Source organism: Ensifer meliloti (assembly GCF_030064585.1).
Lineage (GTDB): Bacteria > Pseudomonadota > Alphaproteobacteria > Rhizobiales > Rhizobiaceae > Sinorhizobium > Sinorhizobium meliloti.
Window position 1 is genome coordinate 1615365 of sequence record NZ_CP120365.1, and the last position, 17647, is coordinate 1633011.

Annotated in this window: 15 protein-coding genes and 1 pseudogene; 10 read left to right on the forward strand and 6 right to left on the reverse strand. The window is 64.1% G+C overall.

The genetic code is table 11. The features are described 5' to 3' along the window. Positions 1-35: 35 nt before the first annotated feature. Both PZL22_RS14965 and PZL22_RS14970 read left to right on the forward strand, forming a co-directional pair. Positions 36-3089, forward strand: a complete 3054-nt coding sequence (locus PZL22_RS14965) for an aminotransferase class III-fold pyridoxal phosphate-dependent enzyme (RefSeq protein WP_003527504.1) — start codon at positions 36-38, stop codon at positions 3087-3089. Between the two features lie 98 nt (positions 3090-3187). Next, positions 3188-4198: an amino acid ABC transporter substrate-binding protein gene (locus tag PZL22_RS14970; RefSeq protein WP_003527506.1), complete on the forward strand. Its 1011-nt coding sequence runs from the start codon at positions 3188-3190 to the stop codon at positions 4196-4198. An 86-nt stretch (positions 4199-4284) separates the two neighbouring features. On the opposite strand, the gene PZL22_RS14975 is transcribed toward PZL22_RS14970, so the two are convergent. Together PZL22_RS14975 and hutC are read right to left on the reverse strand one after the other, a co-directional pair. Continuing rightward, positions 4285-7215, reverse strand: a complete 2931-nt coding sequence (locus PZL22_RS14975; protein ID WP_162098004.1) for an aminotransferase — start codon at positions 7213-7215, stop codon at positions 4285-4287. A 30-nt stretch (positions 7216-7245) separates the two neighbouring features. Then, a complete protein-coding gene (hutC, locus tag PZL22_RS14980) occupies positions 7246-7989 on the reverse strand; it encodes a histidine utilization transcriptional repressor HutC (RefSeq protein WP_003527510.1) in 744 nt (247 codons plus the stop codon). Between the two features lie 128 nt (positions 7990-8117). Between hutC and hutF the strand changes: the two genes are divergently transcribed. The 7 genes and pseudogenes from hutF (at position 8118) to PZL22_RS15015 (ending at position 15830) form a co-directional block, all read left to right on the forward strand. Next, positions 8118-9515, forward strand: coding sequence for a formimidoylglutamate deiminase (gene hutF, locus PZL22_RS14985; protein ID WP_003527512.1), 1398 nt, complete (start codon positions 8118-8120; stop codon positions 9513-9515). A 37-nt stretch (positions 9516-9552) separates the two neighbouring features. Next, positions 9553-10587 carry an ABC transporter substrate-binding protein gene (locus PZL22_RS14990; RefSeq protein ID WP_033048507.1) on the forward strand — a complete coding sequence of 345 codons (1035 nt, stop codon included), beginning with the start codon at positions 9553-9555 and terminating at the stop codon, positions 10585-10587. Between the two features lie 136 nt (positions 10588-10723). After that, a complete protein-coding gene (locus PZL22_RS14995; RefSeq protein ID WP_127516307.1) occupies positions 10724-11581 on the forward strand; it encodes an ABC transporter permease in 858 nt (285 codons plus the stop codon). Further along, positions 11574-12401: a quaternary amine ABC transporter ATP-binding protein gene (locus tag PZL22_RS15000; protein ID WP_003527518.1), complete on the forward strand. Its 828-nt coding sequence runs from the start codon at positions 11574-11576 to the stop codon at positions 12399-12401. The genes PZL22_RS14995 and PZL22_RS15000 overlap by 8 nt, the downstream gene beginning before the upstream one ends. Beyond that, complete coding sequence (locus PZL22_RS15005; RefSeq protein WP_003527520.1) at positions 12394-13893, forward strand: HAL/PAL/TAL family ammonia-lyase; 1500 nt, start codon at positions 12394-12396, stop codon at positions 13891-13893. The genes PZL22_RS15000 and PZL22_RS15005 overlap by 8 nt, the downstream gene beginning before the upstream one ends. Before the next feature lie 31 nt (positions 13894-13924). Then, a pseudogene (locus PZL22_RS15010) lies at positions 13925-15249 on the forward strand (YjiH family protein). Further along, on the forward strand, positions 15237-15830 hold the full coding sequence (locus PZL22_RS15015; protein ID WP_003527522.1) for a HutD/Ves family protein: 594 nt from the start codon (positions 15237-15239) through the stop codon (positions 15828-15830). The pseudogene PZL22_RS15010 and the gene PZL22_RS15015 overlap by 13 nt, the downstream one beginning before the upstream one ends. Before the next feature lie 54 nt (positions 15831-15884). On the opposite strand, the gene PZL22_RS15020 is transcribed toward PZL22_RS15015, so the two are convergent. Then, positions 15885-16139, reverse strand: a complete 255-nt coding sequence (locus tag PZL22_RS15020) for a hypothetical protein (protein WP_003527524.1) — start codon at positions 16137-16139, stop codon at positions 15885-15887. A 53-nt stretch (positions 16140-16192) separates the two neighbouring features. Next, the gene (locus PZL22_RS15025) at positions 16193-16381 is read right to left on the reverse strand and encodes a hypothetical protein (protein WP_003527526.1); all 189 of its coding nucleotides are present in this window, start codon (positions 16379-16381) and stop codon (positions 16193-16195) included. Between the two features lie 144 nt (positions 16382-16525). Here PZL22_RS15025 and PZL22_RS15030 point away from each other — a divergent pair, with 144 nt between their 5' ends. Next, positions 16526-16726 (forward strand): hypothetical protein, encoded by a 201-nt coding sequence (locus PZL22_RS15030; protein WP_003527528.1) that lies wholly within the window; start codon positions 16526-16528, stop codon positions 16724-16726. A 99-nt stretch (positions 16727-16825) separates the two neighbouring features. Here PZL22_RS15030 and PZL22_RS15035 read toward each other — a convergent pair whose 3' ends face one another. Then, complete coding sequence (locus tag PZL22_RS15035; protein WP_003527531.1) at positions 16826-17026, reverse strand: hypothetical protein; 201 nt, start codon at positions 17024-17026, stop codon at positions 16826-16828. Next, positions 17008-17241, reverse strand: coding sequence for a hypothetical protein (locus tag PZL22_RS15040; protein WP_014526973.1), 234 nt, complete (start codon positions 17239-17241; stop codon positions 17008-17010). Before PZL22_RS15040 ends, PZL22_RS15035 begins: the two co-directional genes overlap by 19 nt. Positions 17242-17647: the final 406 nt, after the last annotated feature.

The window sequence follows — 17647 nt, forward strand, 5'->3', positions numbered from 1 at the left end:
CGTGCAACTCTCGTGGACCAAGAGCGGGGGTCTCCATGAACGACATGCTGAAAACGACGCCGGATTTCACGACCGAGGAAGCGCAGGCCCTCCTTAAGCAGCACTTCGGCCTGAACGGGTCACTTCAGCCGCTGGACAGCGAGCGGGACCAGAACTTCAAGGTCAATACCGGCGAGAGCCGCTGCTACATTCTGAAGATCGTCAACGGCGCCGAGCCGGAAATCGAAAGCGACTTCCAGACAGCGCTGCTGAAGCACGCCGGCAAAAATGCAGGGGACCTGCCGGTTCCGCATTTGCAGCCGACACTGTCCGGCGCGAACCTCGCGACGACCACCAGGCGCGGGATGGTCCATCGATTGCGGCTGGTCACCTGGGTTCCAGGAACTCCGCTCGCACAGTCCGATCGCAGCGACGGAGCGCTTCACTCCCTCGGCCGGATGCTCGGCCGCTTCGATGCCTCGCTCAAGGGCTTCATGCATCCGGGCGCACTGCGCGACCTCGACTGGGACATCCGCAATGCCGGACGTTCTGCCGGACGGCTCGCACATGTGGCCGATCTCCAGGATCGTGCTCTTCTCCAGCGCTTTCTCGACCGCTTCGACGAGCGGGTCGCCCCGCGGCTCCCGATGCTGCGCTCCGCCGTCATCCATAATGACGCAAACGACTGGAACGTCCTCATCGACGAGGACGACCGAGACCGCATTTCCGGTATCATCGACTTCGGCGACGCCCTCTACGCACCCGTCATTGCCGAAGTCGCGATCGCCGCCGCCTATGCCGGCCTCGACCACCCCGATCCGATCGGCGCTGCGGCTGCGATCGCCAATGGGTACCATGCCGAATACCCCCTTCTCGAAGAGGAAGTCGATCTCCTCTTCGACCTGATTGCCATGCGGCTGGTCACCTCGGTGACAATCTCCGCATCACGCCGGGCGCATACCGCCGACAATCCCTATCTCGCGATCAGCGAAAGACCTGCCTGGGCGCTACTGCGCAAACTCGATGCGATGAACCCGCGCTTCGCGACGGCCATCCTGAGAAAGGCCTGCGGTTTCGAGACAGTCGCCGGAGCGCACGCCGTCGCCTCCTGGATCGGCGAAAATCGCAAAAGCCTCCTGCCGCTTCTCGATCGTCCAGCGGCGACCTATCCCGCCGCTCTCGTCCCCTATGGCGATCCGACGCATCCGATGACCGTCAGTTCGGCGGACGGACGGCCGCATGACGCGCAATCGGTATGGGAAGAGCATTGCCGCACGACCGGCGTCGAGCTCGGCATCGGCCCCTGGGGTGAAGCCCGCACCGTCTATTCGGGCGAGATGTTCGTCTCCCGCCTGATCGAAGAGACCCGCCGCACGCGCCATCTCGGCCTCGACCTCTTCAAGACCGCCGGCACCAAGGTCCATACGCCGCTTGCAGCCACCATCGCGAGCGTCGAGATCGAGAAGGATCCGCTCGGATACGGTTGCCTTATCGCGCTGCGCCATGAACCCGATGGTTGCCCGCCTTTCCTGACACTCTGGGGGCATCTTGCCCATGAGGCCGTCGGTCGGCTGAAGGCCGGCGACAGGCTGGAGGCCGGCGCGCTTGTCGGTGAAATGGGCGCACCGGAAGAAAACGGCGGCTGGGCGCCGCATCTGCATCTGCAGATCTCCACCGACACAAGTCTCGCAGCGACGGACATCCTCGGCGTCGGCGAGGAGCGCTATCTCGACGTCTGGGCGGAGCTCTTCCCCGACGCGAGCACATTTGCCGGCATTGCGCGGGAATTCTACGACCAGAGCGGCCGCCCCCACGAGGAGATCATCAGGCGGCGGAAAGAGCTGCTGCTGCCGAACCTCTCGATCTCCTATGAGAAACCGATCAAGTTCGTGCGCGGCGAAGGCGTCTGGCTGATCGACGATCGCGGCCGCGCCTATCTCGACTGCTTCAACAATGTCTGCCACATCGGCCACGCCCATCCGGCCGTGGTGGAGGCATTGGCCCGGCAAGCAGGGACGCTCAACACCAACACGCGCTACCTGCACGACAACATCGTCGCCTATGCCGAGCGGCTGACGGCCACGATGCCGAAGGAACTCGCCGTCGCCGCCTTCGCCAACAGCGGCTCCGAAGCCAACAGTCTCGCCCTGCGCCTGATGCGCGCCCATACGGGCCGCGAAAACGCCGTCGTTTTGGACTGGGCCTATCACGGCACGACGCAGGAGCTGATCGATCTCAGCGCATACAAATTTCGCCGCAAGGGCGGAAAGGGCCAGAAGCCGTATGTTCACGTGGCGGCCGTTCCGGACAGTTACCACGCGCCGGCCGCCTGGCCGCCGGAGCAACACGGCAAGCGCTTCGCCGAAAACGTGGCCGAGCTGATCGCGGCGATGCGCGCCCGAGGCGAAGCGCCAGGTTTCTTCCTCGCCGAATCCATTCCGAGCGTCGCAGGCCAGGTGTTTCTGCCGGACGGCTACCTCAAGGACGTCTACCGCATGGTTCGGGAGGCCGGCGGCGTCTGCATCGCCGACGAGGTGCAGGTCGGCTTCGGCCGGGTCGGCAGCCATTGGTGGGCTTTCGAGACGCAAGGCGTCGTCCCTGATATCGTCACCATGGGCAAGCCGATCGGCGACGGTCATCCGCTTGCCGCGGTCGTCACCACGCGAGAGATCGCGGCGTCGTTCGACAATGGCATGGAGTATTTCAACACCTTCGGCGGCAACCCGGTATCCTGCGCCGTCGGTCTCGCCGTGCTCGACGTCATCGAAGGCGAGGACCTGCGCCGCAATGCGCTCGATATCGGCAATCATCTTCTCACCGCCTTCCGGACCATGCAGGAGCGCTACGAGGTCATCGGCGACGTCCGCGGCCTCGGCCTTTTCCTCGGCATCGAGCTCGTCAGCGACCGCAGGACCAGGGCGCCGGCGACGGAGATCGCCCGGGCCGTCGCGAACGGAGCCCGCCAGCGCGGCGTGCTGATGGGCACGGAGGGCCCACATGACAACGTGCTGAAGATGCGACCGCCGATGATCTTTTCGAAGCGGGATGCGGATCATCTGATTGCCGTGCTCGAGGAAACATTCGGGGCCGTGCTGGCGCAAGCGGGATAAGCACGAGGTAGAAGCACCACCGAAAAACCAGACAACTCGGGACGCACGCGTTCCGGAACCCGATAGTTGCGTCTCAAAAAACGGAGGAGAACGGGACGATGAAAACCGGAATTTTGGCATTATTTGCGACGGCGTTTCTTGCCGGCACCACGGCGCAGGCCGCAACCCTCGACGTCGTCAAGCAACGCGGCGCGCTGCGTTGCGGCGTGAGCCAGGGCGTGCTCGGCTTCTCTGCCCCGGACGACAAGGGCGAGTGGTCCGGCTTCGACATCGATTTCTGCCGTGCGGTCGCGGCCGCCACGCTCGGAAGCCCGGACAAGGTGAAATATGTGCCGCTTTCGACCAAGGAGCGCTTCACCGCGCTGCAGTCCGGCGAGGTCGACCTGCTTTCGCGCCAGACCACCTGGACGCTTTCGCGCGACACGGATCTGGGCATGAGCTTCGTCGGCGTGAACTATTATGACGGCCAGGCCTTCATGGTGCGCGGCGATATCGGCGTGAAGAGCGTCAAGGAGCTCTCGGGCGCCTCCGTCTGCACGGAGACCGGCACCACGACCGAACAGAACATGGCGGACTATTTCAGCGCCAACAAGATCGAGTATCAGGTGATCGCCTTCGAAAAGGCGGACCAGACGATCCAGGCCTTCAATTCCGGGCGCTGCGACGTCTATTCCACCGATGCCTCCGCGCTCTATTCGCAGCGGCTGACGCTCAACGACCCTGACCGCTTCGTCGTCCTGCCGGAGGTCATTTCCAAGGAGCCGCTCGGCCCTGCCGTCCGCCAGGGCGACGATCAATGGTTCAAGGTCGTTCGCTGGACGCTCTTCGCGATGATAGAGGCAGAGGAGCTGGGCATCACCCGGGAAAATGCCGCTTCGCTCCTCGAAAGCGGAACCGCCGCACAAAAGCGCTTCCTCGGCATCGACAACGAAGCCGGCAAGGCGCTCGGGCTCGATCCGAAATGGGCCTACCAGACGGTGGCCGCGGTCGGCAATTATGGCGAGATCTTCGAGCGCCACCTGGGCAAGGAGAGCGCGCTCAGGATCGATCGCGGTCTCAACAAGCTCTGGAACAACGGCGGCCTGATCTACGCGCCGCCGGTCCGCTGACCTACTGCATGTTTCCTTCGATCGCAGCCGATTGAGGGCCAAAACATGCAGCACGCGCCGCCGGGAATCCCGGCGGCGCCTTTTTCCTACCATCCCTCTTCGAGCACCCGGCCCAGCATATCGGCGAAGAAATCGGCGCTCTCCCGGGCGAGGCAAAGCGGCGGCTTGATCTTCAGGACGTTCAGATGGTCTCCGGTCGGCTGCATGACGATGCCGAGATCGAGAAGGCGGTCGCAGATCGCCGCGGTTTCCTCGGTGGCCGGTTCGAGCGTTTCGCGGTCGCGGACGAATTCGACGCCCAGGTAAAGCCCCATGCCGTGAACGGCGCCGACGAGCGGAAACCGGCCCTCGAGCGCCTCGAGCCGGCTCTTGAGATGGGTGCCGACCGCGCGGGCATTTTCCTGCAGGGCGTCGTCGTGAAGAATGTCGAGGACGGTCAAGCCGACGACGGAACTCACGGGGCTGCCGCCGGCGGAAGAGAAGAAATAGCCTTCCTTCTCCAGCGCATCGGCAATCTCGCGCCGGGTGATGACCGCGCCCAGCGGATGGCCGTTGCCCATGCCCTTGGCGACGGTGATGATATCGGGCACGACGCCCTGTTGCTCGAAACCCCAGAAATGATGGCCGAGCCGCCCGTAGCCGACCTGCACCTCATCGGCGATGCAGACGCCGCTCCTCTCCCGGACCATGGCGTAGACCGCATCCAGATAGCCGGAAGGCAACGGAATGCCGCCGGCATTGCCGTAGACCGGTTCCGAGATGAAGCCGGCGAGCTTCCCGCCCTTCTCGTCCAATTCCGCGAGCTTTCGAGACACGGCATCGACATAGCCGACCGTCGAATCCTCCCCGCGGAACGGGCCGCGATAGGTGTTCGGCGAGACGACGGGATGGACCCAGTCGGGGCGCGTCGTCAGCGCCTGCGGATTGTCGGCGATCGAGGTGGAAACGGCGTCGCTCGCGACCGTCCAACCATGATAGGCCTCGAGCAGCGAGATCATGTTGCGCGCTCCGGAATGGGCCCAGGCGAGCCGGATGGCGAGATCGTTCGCCTCGGATCCGCTGTTGACGAGAAAGACAGTGTCGAGCCCTTCCGGCGCAAGCGCCGCAAGGCGCTCCGAAAACTCCGTCACGGCAGCATAGTGGAACCGCGAATTGGTGTTGAGCAGCGACCATTGCCGCCCGACCGCAGCCGACAGGCGCGGATGCCCGTGGCCGACGAGGGTGACGTTGTTGACCATATCGAGGTAAGCGCGGCCCTCGACGTCGAAGAGATGCTCCTTCCAGCCGCGCTCGATCTGCGGCGGCGTGCGGTAATAGTTCTTCTGCGGCCGGGCATAGTGCCGGCGGCGGCGCTCGAGGAGCCCGGCCGCGTCCGGCAAGGCCGCATCGCAATCGAAGCCCAGGATGGGCGAGGGCGACGGGCAAAGCCGGCGCCATGCCCCCGCCTGATGCGATGCCGCGAAGGCGGGCGGGTCCAACTCCGGCGTAGTGCAAAGCTGAACGCGCATGAACCCCAGGGCCGACGGATCGCCGGGGACCACGCCGATCCGTGCGCCCGCCTCCAACGCCTCTTCGGCGAGGTCGGCTGCCTCGACGCCGTAAAGATGGAGATGGAGACCTTCGCCCGAGAAGATCAGCTTGCCGCCGCGCTGGTGGAGCCGGCCGGCAAAAGGCGCGTGCACGGCAGTCTGCCCATGCAGGCATAAATCCACGTGCAGGGCGAATGTCCGGGGGGCGCTCGCCTGCAGGAGCCTGGTTTCCGTCAGCCGGTATTCGCCATAGCGCGTGGCCGCGGCACCGGCAGCACGCGCCGCCGATTGCAGGAGCAGGGCTTCGGTGTCTTCGTAATGCCAGCGGTCGGCAGGAAGGTGCGGGCCGAGCAAGGAGAGATCGACGATGCCGATTTCCGAAGGGTCGAGCTCGGGCAGCAGCCGGCCGCCCATCCCGGGCGGAGAAAGCTGCGGCGACCGCTCCACAGCCTCTCCGATCGCATGCTCCATGAGATCGAGAGGCACGGAAACGGCAACGTCGAAGATTTCCCGCTCATGCGCGGCATTGCCTTCGACATAGGCATTTTCCGGATCGACCTCGAGCTGCTGCGCCGTGCTTGCCACGAGAACGCAGGCACGCGCGACGATCAGCGGCCAGAGCGCCTTCAATTCGGCATCCGTCAAAGGGCAGACGGCATGGAACGCCTTCACCGCCGGCAGGATCTGGAAGGGATCACCGCCCGCATGATGCAGCAGCGATGCGCAGGTAACGGCAAGATCGGCGACCACCCACCCTTTCAGCACGTCGCCGAAATCGATGACGCCGTCCGGGATGAGGCGCCCGCTCCTGTCCGCGCGGCTCACGACGTTGTCGTCGGTGACGTCCTGATGGATCGCCTGCAGGCGCAGCTCCGGCATCAGCGGCTGAACCCTGCGCATGGCGCCGACCATCGCCTCGGCAATGCGCTTGCGCAGATCGACGTCGCTCATGGCCGAAAGCAGGTGAAGCGCCACCGGCCCTGCCCTTCTGAGGTCCCATTGCAGCTCCCGCTCGAGCCCCGGATGATCGAAATCCCTGAGTGCGACCGCCAACCGGCCTGCAACATCGCCGAGTGCCGCCACGGTTTCCACGGCCAGGTGCCTGCGGCGCGTCAGAGGCGTGCCGTCCAGATAGGTGAGCAAGCGGAACTGATAGGTTTCCTCGCGAACGGCTGCGGTAACGATTTCCTCGCCGCTCAAGGCAGGCACCACTTCGGGCACTTTGGGAGCATCGGGCCTGGTGGCGACATGCCGCAACGCGGCATTCTGGGCTTCGATCTCAACCCGCGCATATTCGGCACGCGCGACCTTCAGGACGAAACGCCCCTCGCTTGTGTCGACGCGGTAGTTGCGGTCCTGCTGGCTGCCGAGTTCGGTGAGATCGCCGGAAAGGCCGTAATGTTGGGCCAGGATTGCCTGCGCCTCTTCGATCGACACGTCCGGCCTCGCAAGCTGCGTGCGGCGCTTCAGCAATTCGTCTTCCATCATTTCCTTCCCGTCTCTGCGATGGTGTCGTTCTTACTGCGAAACACCTTCCAGACGATAGCGCGTGCCCGGATAGGTGAGCCACGCGACCGTTACATTTGCAGCTTCCGACCAGGTCCGTCGACGGATCATCAGGCACGGTTCGCCGCGCCCGATCGAAAGGAGCTTGCATTCCCACGGCTTCGGCAGAACGGCTTCGACGATCTGCTCCGTCCGCGTGATCGGCGCCACCAACGTCAGATAGACGTTCGGGGTCATGCTCGTAAAATCCTGTTCCAGGTAATTGGGGCAGATTGCGGGATTGACGAAACGATCCTCGATCTGGATCGGAACGTCGTCCTCCGCGTGGACGATGATCGAGTGAAAGACCCGCGCTTTCGCCGCAAGCCCGAGCGCCTCCGCGACCTCGGTGCTTGCCTGTTCCTCCTCAAGCAGCGTGATCCGCGAGGTATGCCTGTGTCCGCGCTCGCGAATCTCGTCGGCGATATTGCGCACCTCGAGAAGGGCCGTACTGCCCTTGTGGGCAGCCACGAAGGACCCTACTCCCTGGACCCGCGTGATCGCACCCTCGCTCGCCAGTTCGCGAAGTGCGCGATTGGCGGTCATCCGGCTGACGCCGAGATCGGCGACGATATCGTTTTCGGACGGTACGCGATGGTGCGGCGGCCATTCGCCGCTTTCGATGCGGCTGCGGATGAACTGCTTGACCGCCTCATAGCGCGGTACCGGCCCGTCGTCGAAAACCGCCCTGTCGCTCTTGCGCCCCAATACCGCCATGCGATGCTCCGTTGCGGCCGGGCGCCGCCGGCCCGGCAAATCAGCGATTGTTTTCCTTTATTTCCAACTTGCGCGCCACAACAAAATATCTATAGTTCCATATACAACCACGTACAGGAACGGCTCTCATGACAGCTTCGTCCGCCCATCGACTGTTTGCCGAACAGGCGCTGCTGCCGACCGGTTGGTCCGAGAACGTCGCGATCTCCGTCGACGCGGCGGGACGCATTCTCGCGGTGGAAGCAGGGCAATCGAAGGCGCCGGGCGACGAGCATCTATCCGGACCCATTGTGCCGGCGATGGCCAACCTGCATTCCCACGCCTTCCAGCGTGCGATGGCCGGCCTTGCGGAAGTGGCCGGAACAGGCGACGACAGCTTCTGGACCTGGCGGGAGGAGATGTATCGCACCGTCGGTCTGGTCGACCCGGACGATCTCGAGGCGATCGCCGCCAAGCTCTATGTGGAAATGCTGAAGGGCGGCTTCGGCCGTGTCGTCGAATTCCACTACCTTCATCATCAGCTCGACGGCACGCCTTACGCGGACCCGGCGGAAATGTCGCTGCGGATACTAAGGGCCGCGCAGACGACCGGCATCGGCCTCACCCATCTGCCGGTCTTCTACGCCCATGCCAATTTCGGCGGAGCTGCGCCGAGCGCGGGGCAGCGCCCCTTCCTTCATGATCCGGACCGCTTCCTCGCGCTGCTCGAGCGGCTCTCGCCCGCTTGCAATGCGACAGGCGCGAGGCTTGGCTATGCCATCCATTCGCTGCGGGCGGCGACGCCGGAGGAAATGCGCGAGATCCTGCAATCGTCGCCCCTCACCGGCCCCATCCACATCCATGTCGCCGAGCAACCCCGCGAAGTGGAAGATTGCCTGGCCTGGAGCGGCCGGCGCCCGGTCGAATGGCTCCTCGACAACATGCCGGTGGACGAGCGCTGGTGCGCGATCCACGCGACGCACATGACGCCCGACGAGACGAGACGGCTCGCCCATTCGGGAGCGGTCGCCGGCCTTTGCCCCGCGACCGAGGCCAATCTCGGCGACGGAATTTTTCCCGCGGTCGACTTTGTTGCGGCAGGCGGCCGCTTCGGGGTCGGGACCGACAGCCATGTCGCGACGAGCGTCGCGGAAGAGCTTCGGCTCCTCGAATACGGCCAGCGCCTGCGCGACCGCAGGCGCAACCGGCTCGCCGCGCCCGGCGCCTCCGTCGGCAGGTCAATCTTCGATGCGGCGCTTGCGGGCGGCGCCCAAGCGGCCGGACAAGCGGCCGGACAAGCCGCCGGAATGGAAGAGCCGGGCATCCGCGCCGGCGCCATGGCCGACCTCGTCGTTCTCGACGGCTCCAATCCCTATATCGCCGCGGCAAGCGGCAACCAGATCCTCGACCGCTGGCTCTTCGCACTCGGCGGGGATACGGTTCGCGACGTCATGATCGCGGGCGAATGGAAGATCCGCAATGGACGGCATGACCGGGAGGAAGACATCGACCGCGCCTTCGCGCGCGTTCTGAACAAGCTCAAATAGCAATCGAAGAATCGCAATTTAAAAAAGGGGAATGCGCATGTCGATCAGCACAATGAGACTCACCTTCGCTGCCGCCGGCCTGATGCTGGCGGCTTCCGCCAGCGGCGCCAATGCTTCCTATTGCGGCGACGGCAAGACCGTGACCTTCGCCGGCATCGACTGGGAAAGCGGCGCCTTCATCACCGAGGTCATGAAAACGATCCTTTCCAAGGGATACGACTGCCAGGTCGACTCGATCCCCGGCAATTCCGTGACTCTCGAACAGGCAACCGCCAACAACGACGTGCAGATTTTCGCCGAGGAATGGCTCGGCCGTTCGGACGTCTGGAACAAGGCGGTGGAAGAAAAGAAGGTGATTGCAGTCGGAAAGACCTTCGTAGGCGCCAGCGAAGGCTGGTTCGTGCCGGACTACGTCGTCCACGGCGATCCCGCTCGCAATATCGAAGCCAAGGCGCCGGATCTGAAAAGCGTATCACAGCTTACCGATCCGAAGATCGCCGAGATTTTCGCCGATCCGGAAGAGCCATCCAAAGGCCGCTTCCTCAACTGCCCCTCCGGCTGGACCTGCGAGGGCGTGAGCACCGCCAAGCTCGAGGCCTACAAGCTCGGTGAGACCTATGTGAACTTCCGCCCCGGAACGGGGACAGCGCTCGACGCGGCGATCACCTCTGCCTATCTCCAGGGCGAGCCGATCCTCTTCTATTACTGGTCGCCGACCGCGATCATGGGGAAATTCAAGCTGATCCAGCTCGAAGAGCCGGCCTATAACGAAGCCTGCTGGAAAGAACTGAGCAGCGCCAACGGCAAACGCGACGAAGGCTGCGCCTTTCCCTCCGTCGACGTGGCCTATGGCGTGAACAGCACCTTCGCTTCCGAAGCTCCGGAAATCGTCGAGATCCTGGAAAAGGCAACATTCCCGCTCGATGAGGTCAACGCCAGCCTCGCCTATATGGCCGACAACAAGGTCGACGCCACGGCGGCTGCCGCCGAATTCCTGAAAACCAAAGGCGACATCTGGAGCAAGTGGGTCTCGGACGAGGCGCGCGGCAAGATCGAAGCCGGTCTCAAGTAACGGTGGCCCTTTCCGGCCGGCAATCGCCAGCGCCCCGCCACCAGGCGGGGCGCTGCGATCGTAGGCGAAAGGCTGCTTCCCCGGGCCAGGAGGGTCTTGGCTTCCCGCCTCCCACCTGAACAAGGAACGATATCCGATGTTTCCGGACTCTCTCAATCTCTCGATCCGCGCGCCGGTGAACGACTTCATCCAGGCCCTCGTCACCAATTATGGCTGGGTCTTCAAGGCGATCAGCGGCGTCATCCTGAAGGCCGTTCTGTTCATCGAATGGATCCTGCGCGGCCTGCCCTGGTGGCTCGTCATTCTCGCCTTCATGGCGCTTGCCTGGCGGAGTTCGCGGCGCTGGTCGCTGACGCTGGCCGTAGGCGCGTTGCTGGTTACCGTCGGCGTCCTCGGACTCTGGGATCTGACGATGCAGACGCTCGCCCTGATGCTGATGGCGACCATCGTCTCGGTGGTGATCGGCGTGCCCATGGGGATTCTCGTCACGAAGAGCCGCGTCGTCCGCAACATCACTCTGCCGGTGCTCGATGTCATGCAGACCATGCCGAGCTTCGTCTATCTCATCCCGGCGCTGATGCTCTTCGGGCTCGGCAAGGTCCCGGCAATCCTCGCGACCATTATCTACGCCGTCCCGCCGCTGATCCGGCTCACCGATCTCGGCATCCGCCAGGTCGATGCGGAAGTCGTCGAAGCTGCGACGGCGTTCGGCGGCAGCCCGGGACAGATTCTCTTCGGCGTCGAACTGCCCCTTGCGACGCCGACGATCATGGCCGGCCTCAATCAGACGATCATGATGGCGCTGTCGATGGTCGTCGTCGCCTCGATGATCGGCGCACGCGGCCTCGGCGAACAGGTGCTGAACGGCATTCAGACGCTCGACGTCGGCAAGGGCCTCGAGGCCGGCATCGGCATCGTCATTCTCGCGGTCGTGCTCGACCGTATCACGCAAGGCTTCGGCAAGCCCCGGACGGAGGACGCCCGCAATGGCTGATATAGAGATCCGGAACGTCTACAAGATCTTCGGGCATGACGCGAAGAAGGCGCTCGCCATGCTCGAGGACGGGCTCGATAAAGCCGACATCCTGTCCAGGTCCGGCTGCACCGTGGGCCTCAACGATGTCAGCCTGAAGATCGGCGCCGGAAAGATCTTCGTGATCATGGGGCTTTCCGGGTCGGGCAAGTCGACGCTGGTGCGCCACATCAACCGGCTGATCGAACCGACGAGCGGCGAGGTCCTCTTCGACGGCGACAATATCCTCGACCTCGGTGCGAAGGCGCTGCGCGCCTTCCGCATGCGGCGCGTCAGCATGGTCTTCCAGAGTTTTGCCCTGATGCCGCATCGGACCGTGCTCCAGAATGTCGTCTACGGCCAGCGCGTGCGCGGCGTGTCGAAGGACGATGCCCGCGAAATCGGCATGAAATGGATCGATACTGTGGGCCTCTCGGGCTACGACGCGAAATTTCCTCATCAGCTCTCGGGCGGCATGAAGCAGCGCGTCGGCCTTGCACGAGCGCTCGCTGCCGACACGGATGTGATCCTGATGGACGAGGCGTTCAGTGCCCTTGACCCACTGATCCGCGGCGACATGCAGGACCAGTTGCTGCAACTCCAGCGGAATCTTGCGAAGACCATCGTCTTCATCACCCATGATCTCGACGAGGCCCTGCGCATCGGGTCGGAGATCGCGATCCTGAGGGACGGTCAGGTCGTTCAGGTCGGCACACCGAACGATATTCTCGACAACCCTGCCAACGACTATGTTGCCCGATTCGTCCAGCGCCGGCACGAAAGGCCGCAGACCCATGGGTGAGATGATTTCGCTCGATGGACCGCTTACCTGGCGCGAGATCGCTTCGATCGCCGAGGGCGCCTCTCTGGACCTGTCCGGACCGGCGCGCCGGCGGATCGCCCACGCCCGCCGGATCGTCGACGCATTGGTGGAGCGCGGCATCCGCGGTTACGGCATCAACACCGGCGTTGGCGCGCTATGCGATGTCATCATCAGCCGTGAGAACCAGCAGGCGCTCTCGCGCAACATCATCCTGAGCCACGCTTGCGGCGTCGGAGATCCGCTCGGTCGAGTGGAAGCCCGGGCCGTCATGGCAGCACAGATAGCCAACTTCGCCCACGGCTATTCCGGCGTGCGGGTCGAGACGGCCGAAATGCTCCTGGCGCTGCTCAATGCCGACATCATCCCTCTCATTCCGTCGCGGGGCTCGGTCGGATATCTAACCCACGCCGCCGCGATCGGCCTCGTGCTGATCGGTCAGGGCTCGGCCATGCAGGGGACGGAAAGACTGAGCGGCGCCGATGCCCTCGCCCGTCTGGGGCTTGCGCCCTTGCGGCTCGAAGCGAAAGAAGGCCTGAGCCTCGTCAACGGGACCCCATGCGCCACCGGTCTGGCGGCGCTGGCGCTCGCACGCACGGAAAGGCTCTTCGCCTGGGCGGATGCAGCCGCGGCGATGACTTACGAAAACCTCGGCAGCCAAGCCAATGCCTTTGCCGAGTTGCCCTTGGCACTGCGGCAATCCCCTGGCCTGAGTGCAGTCGGCGAAAGCCTGCGCTGCTGGCTGGCGGATAGCCCGATGCTCGCAGGTACGGCCGGGACCCGCACCCAGGATCCGCTCAGTCTCAGGGCCGTACCGCAGGTGCATGGCGCCGTCCGCGACGCTTTCGGCCAGGTGGCCGAAATCGTCGACCGCGAACTCGCAAGCGTTACCGACAACCCGGCCGTTGCCGGTTCGCCGGAGGCACCCGAGGTGCATTCGCAAGCCCATGCCGTCGGTGCCGCGCTTGGCCTTGCAATGGACAGCCTCGCCGTCGCAGTGGCGGAAGTCGCAGCAATTTCCGAGCGCCGCATCGACCGGCTGGTGAACCCTCTGGTGAGCGGTCTTCCTGCCTTCCTCGCCGGCGATAGCGGCGTTTCCTCGGGTTACATGATCGCGCAGTACACGGCTGCCGCGCTCGTAGCGGAAAACCGGCGGCTCGCGGCACCCGCAAGTCTCGACGGCGGCATCACCTCCGCGCTTCAGGAAGACATGCTCACCCATGCGACACCGGCCGCCTGGAAAGCGCTCTCGATCGTCGACAATCTCGAGCGGATCCTGGCGATCGAACTGCTTGCGGCCGCACAGGCCTATGAGCTGCAGCCGCAAGCGCAGGGCAAGGCGCAACGCACCGCTGCCCTTTACGGGCACATACGCTCGGCGATCCCCGCCTATCGCGACGATCGCCCGATGAACGAAGACTTTGACCGGATGCGGCGGCTGATGCGAGCCGCGCCGGCACACGGGCAGCTGTAACCCGCTCTGAACAAGGAAGGGAGGAGACTACATGACGCACATCACCACCGAGGCAGGGGGCTCGCGCGGCGGCGCCGCATTGCGGCTCATCCTTTTCAGCCTCATCGGCATATTCCTGTTCTTCGTGCCGGTCGAAATCAACGGCAAGTCGACGATCCTGCTCGACCATGCGGCAACCGCCATATCGACCCATGCGCGGCCGGTGGCGATCGGCTTCGTATTGCTGCTGATGGCTTACGGCGCCTTCGGCCCCATCGCGAAGGGCACCTGGCGCAAGACGACGACCGATGCCGTGTTTTCGGTCCTGCGCGTCCTCGGACTGGTCCTTGCCGGCCTTTATCTCGCCGGCATCGGGCCCGAGGTCTTCTTCGCCCCCGACATGCTGCCCTTCCTCTTCGACAAGCTGGTGCTGTCGGTCGGGCTGATCGTACCCATCGGCGCTTTGGCACTCGCCTTCCTGATCGGCTACGGCCTTCTCGAATTCACCGGCGTGCTCGTCCAGCCCGTGATGCGGCCGATCTGGCGTACGCCGGGCTGGTCCGCCATCGACGCCGTCGCTTCCTTCGTCGGCAGCTACTCCCTTGCGCTCCTGATCACCGACCGCGTGTTCCGCGAAGGCAAGTACACGGTGCGCGAAGCGGCGATCATCGCGACAGGCTTTTCCACCGTGTCGGCTACGTTCATGATCATCGTGGCGAAGACGCTGGGGCTCATGGACATCTGGAATTTCTACTTCTGGACGACGCTTGTCGTCACATTCATCGTTTCTGCGATCACCGCCCGGATCTGGCCGCTTTCCGGCTTGCGCACGAGGGCGATCGGGACCAGCCGCTGCCCCCGGGCCGCAGCCGCCTGAGCGTCGCTGTCGAGACGGGCCTGGAACAGGCAGCAATCGCCAAGGCCCTGCCGACGCTGCTGCGCGAAAGCTTCCTCGACGGACTGCGCATGGCGGCGATGATCCTGCCGAGCATCATGGCCGTCGGGCTCATCGGGCTTCTCGCCGCCAAGTTCACGCCGATCTTCGACATTCTCGGCCTGACGCTCTACCCCTTCACCTGGCTCGCGCAGTTCGGCGAGCCGATGCAGGCGGCAAAGGCGCTCGCCTCAGGGCTCGCCGAGATGTTCCTGCCCGCCATCCTGCTCAAGGAGGCCGTGCCCGAGGTGAAGTTCCTGGCCGCGGTGGTATCGGTCAGTCAGGTCCTGTTCCTGTCCGCCTCGGTCCCTTGCATGCTGGCGACCTCGATCCCGCTCAGCTTTCGCGATCTTCTGGTGATCTGGTATATTCGCGTCGTATTGAGCATACTGGTGACGGCGCCGATCATTTGGGTCGGAACGTCGATGGGATGGCTCGGCTGACGATGATGCGAATTCTGCGCTCGAGCGAGTACAGGCATATGCCGTGGAAGAACGGCGGCGGAGAGACGGTGGAAATCGCCGTCTCTCCGGACCGTGCCACCATTGCCGATTTCGACTGGCGCATAAGCATGGCGACCGTCGCCACCAATGGCGCCTTCTCGATCTTTCCCGGCATCGACCGCACCCTATCGATCCTGGAGGGCAGCGGGATGACGCTTGCGATCGAGGGCCGGCAACCGAAACTGCTGACCACCTCGGATACCCCCCTCACCTTCCCCGCCGACGTGCCGACGTCCGCGACGCTCGTGGATGGCCCGGTCACCGATCTCAATGTGATGACGCGCCGCCAGGCTTTGAAACACCGCGTGCGCAGGATTCATGTCGAGGGCTCGCAACCGGTGACGACGAGCGCCCGCGATCTCGTTCTCTTCTGTCATCGCGGCAGCGTTGCGCTCGTGACCGAAGGCGTCTCCGCAACCCTGCACGGGCTCGACGCGGCGGTCCTCGTCCAGCCGGGCACGCTCACGCTCTCGGCCGACATCGCTTCGGAAGCTTTCCTGATAGAGATCGGCCCGGCCTGAGCGCCGCGCCGTCAGCCGTCTTTTGTTCGGCCGGAAATATGAAGGCACGCCGCTTCAGCGCATGCCGAAGAGCAGGAGAATTCCGCCGACCAGCATGAGCGCGACGCCCAGCCAGTTGCGCAACGGGCTCAGAAAGCGCAGGCCTTGCCCGCGCGGCTCAAGCGTCTGCTTGGGATTGCGTTCCGCGGGCTGCGGCGGCTCGCTCAGCCGTCGCCGTCCGAGCGCCTCCCATGCCATGTAGAGAAGCCCGCTGATGAAAAGAAGTGCACCGGCCAGGGTTGCCCACACGCGCGCCTCCTGCGGCTGCATTCACTGTTCGACGAAACAGTGAATGATTCAATGGCGATGGAGACGCGGAGATGTCAGCGGATGCGCGTCTGAGGACGCACGATGTTCATCTGAAGCTCGTGGCTGGATGCAAATCGTCCGAGAACCCTGATCAGGCGGCGTTCCTCGGCCTTGTTGATGCCGGTGCGCCTGCAATACTCCGCCACGTCCCAGACATGCCTGGCCTGGGATTTGTCGAGCTTTCCGATTTCCGCGTGTCTCATCCTGCGCCTCCCAACTGCGTTGGTTCTAACGTCGAACGGGCACAAATGGTTCCCCCGTCGCGTGAAGTCCGGCGGCCGCTCCCGCGGGCCGGAACCTTTGCGGCCGGCTGCGGTTTCCGACCATGAGCGACCGGAGGTGATGTCATGAGCAGAACCTGGGAACGACTGGCGCTGATCGGCGCCGCCGTCATCATAATCGCCAGTGCGATTTTCTACGTCTATGTCGACCGCTTCTCCTCGACCAATTCCACCAGGATCGAGGACACCAAGGTCAATGCCGACGGCATCAATACGATCGACGAAAATCCGCCGAGCGCCACGGGCGACAAGGACAATCCCTCCTGAGGCCCTCCCCTCGCGAGCTCGCATGGCACGCGCTCGCGCAGGCCCGAAACGGACCGGCTCGGCACAACGGCATAGGGCCGAAGGAAGGGCGGAAGCGGCTCAAGGGCCGCCTGCCATCGACCCCACCACCACCATCACCACCGCATCGACGTCGATCTCTCCGTGGACCGCGAGCTTGTCTCCCGCCTGGCGGACCTGAAGCTTCGAAGGGTTTTCTGCCGCCTGCCGCTGAAGTTCTTCGATAACGGCATTGATGGCCTTCGCCTCCAGATTGCCTTCGTTCAGATGGCTGGTACCCATTTCCAGAAGACCCCTTCCTTTCGCTCGGGATAATATTTGAATTCGCACTCGAACCGCCGCCCGTATGCGGCTGCCTCGGTCAAAGCCTTTTCCGAGGGCGGGTTCATTCCCGTTCCCGGGGCGAACCAGTCCTCCAGGAGATCGTCGGGGACATAGGCCCCGATTCTCAGGGGAAGACTGGTCAATGCGGAATCCATCTCTTTCGGCGCCGGCATGCGATCCTCCTGACCGACCCGGAGCGGGATGAGGAAAAGTGTGTGCGGTTTTCCGCCCGCATCCGGCTCCAACTTCGTGCAATCGATCACGGTCATGTTTTTAGGTCAACCAGACCTAAAAACATCGTGATCCAGAGCATTTCCGCTCCGGCAATGCTCTAACCTTTCGTTGACGCAACTCCAGACGGAAAACCGCTGCGCACTTTTCCTGGAATTGCTCACCCTTCTGCCGCAACTCCGGACGGAAAACCGCTGCGCACTTTTCCTGGAATTGCTCACCCTTCTGCCGCAACTCCCGACGGAAAACCGCTGCGAACTTTTCCTGGAATTGCTCTAACAAGGCCGGCCCCGGGAAGTTCCGTCGCCCTCCTCGTCCATACAGCCAGTGCACCGCGTTGCCCGAGCG

Coding starts and splice junctions, on each gene's coding strand:
- PZL22_RS14965 (WP_003527504.1), top strand. CDS start 36: ATGAACGACATGCTGAAAACGACGCCGGATTTCACGACCGAGGAAGCG.
- PZL22_RS14970 (WP_003527506.1), top strand. CDS start 3,188: ATGAAAACCGGAATTTTGGCATTATTTGCGACGGCGTTTCTTGCCGGC.
- PZL22_RS14975 (WP_162098004.1), bottom strand. CDS start 7,215: ATGATGGAAGACGAATTGCTGAAGCGCCGCACGCAGCTTGCGAGGCCG.
- hutC (WP_003527510.1), bottom strand. CDS start 7,989: ATGGCGGTATTGGGGCGCAAGAGCGACAGGGCGGTTTTCGACGACGGG.
- hutF (WP_003527512.1), top strand. CDS start 8,118: ATGACAGCTTCGTCCGCCCATCGACTGTTTGCCGAACAGGCGCTGCTG.
- PZL22_RS14990 (WP_033048507.1), top strand. CDS start 9,553: ATGTCGATCAGCACAATGAGACTCACCTTCGCTGCCGCCGGCCTGATG.
- PZL22_RS14995 (WP_127516307.1), top strand. CDS start 10,724: ATGTTTCCGGACTCTCTCAATCTCTCGATCCGCGCGCCGGTGAACGAC.
- PZL22_RS15000 (WP_003527518.1), top strand. CDS start 11,574: ATGGCTGATATAGAGATCCGGAACGTCTACAAGATCTTCGGGCATGAC.
- PZL22_RS15005 (WP_003527520.1), top strand. CDS start 12,394: ATGGGTGAGATGATTTCGCTCGATGGACCGCTTACCTGGCGCGAGATC.
- PZL22_RS15015 (WP_003527522.1), top strand. CDS start 15,237: ATGGCTCGGCTGACGATGATGCGAATTCTGCGCTCGAGCGAGTACAGG.
- PZL22_RS15020 (WP_003527524.1), bottom strand. CDS start 16,139: ATGCAGCCGCAGGAGGCGCGCGTGTGGGCAACCCTGGCCGGTGCACTT.
- PZL22_RS15025 (WP_003527526.1), bottom strand. CDS start 16,381: ATGAGACACGCGGAAATCGGAAAGCTCGACAAATCCCAGGCCAGGCAT.
- PZL22_RS15030 (WP_003527528.1), top strand. CDS start 16,526: ATGAGCAGAACCTGGGAACGACTGGCGCTGATCGGCGCCGCCGTCATC.
- PZL22_RS15035 (WP_003527531.1), bottom strand. CDS start 17,026: ATGGGTACCAGCCATCTGAACGAAGGCAATCTGGAGGCGAAGGCCATC.
- PZL22_RS15040 (WP_014526973.1), bottom strand. CDS start 17,241: ATGCCGGCGCCGAAAGAGATGGATTCCGCATTGACCAGTCTTCCCCTG.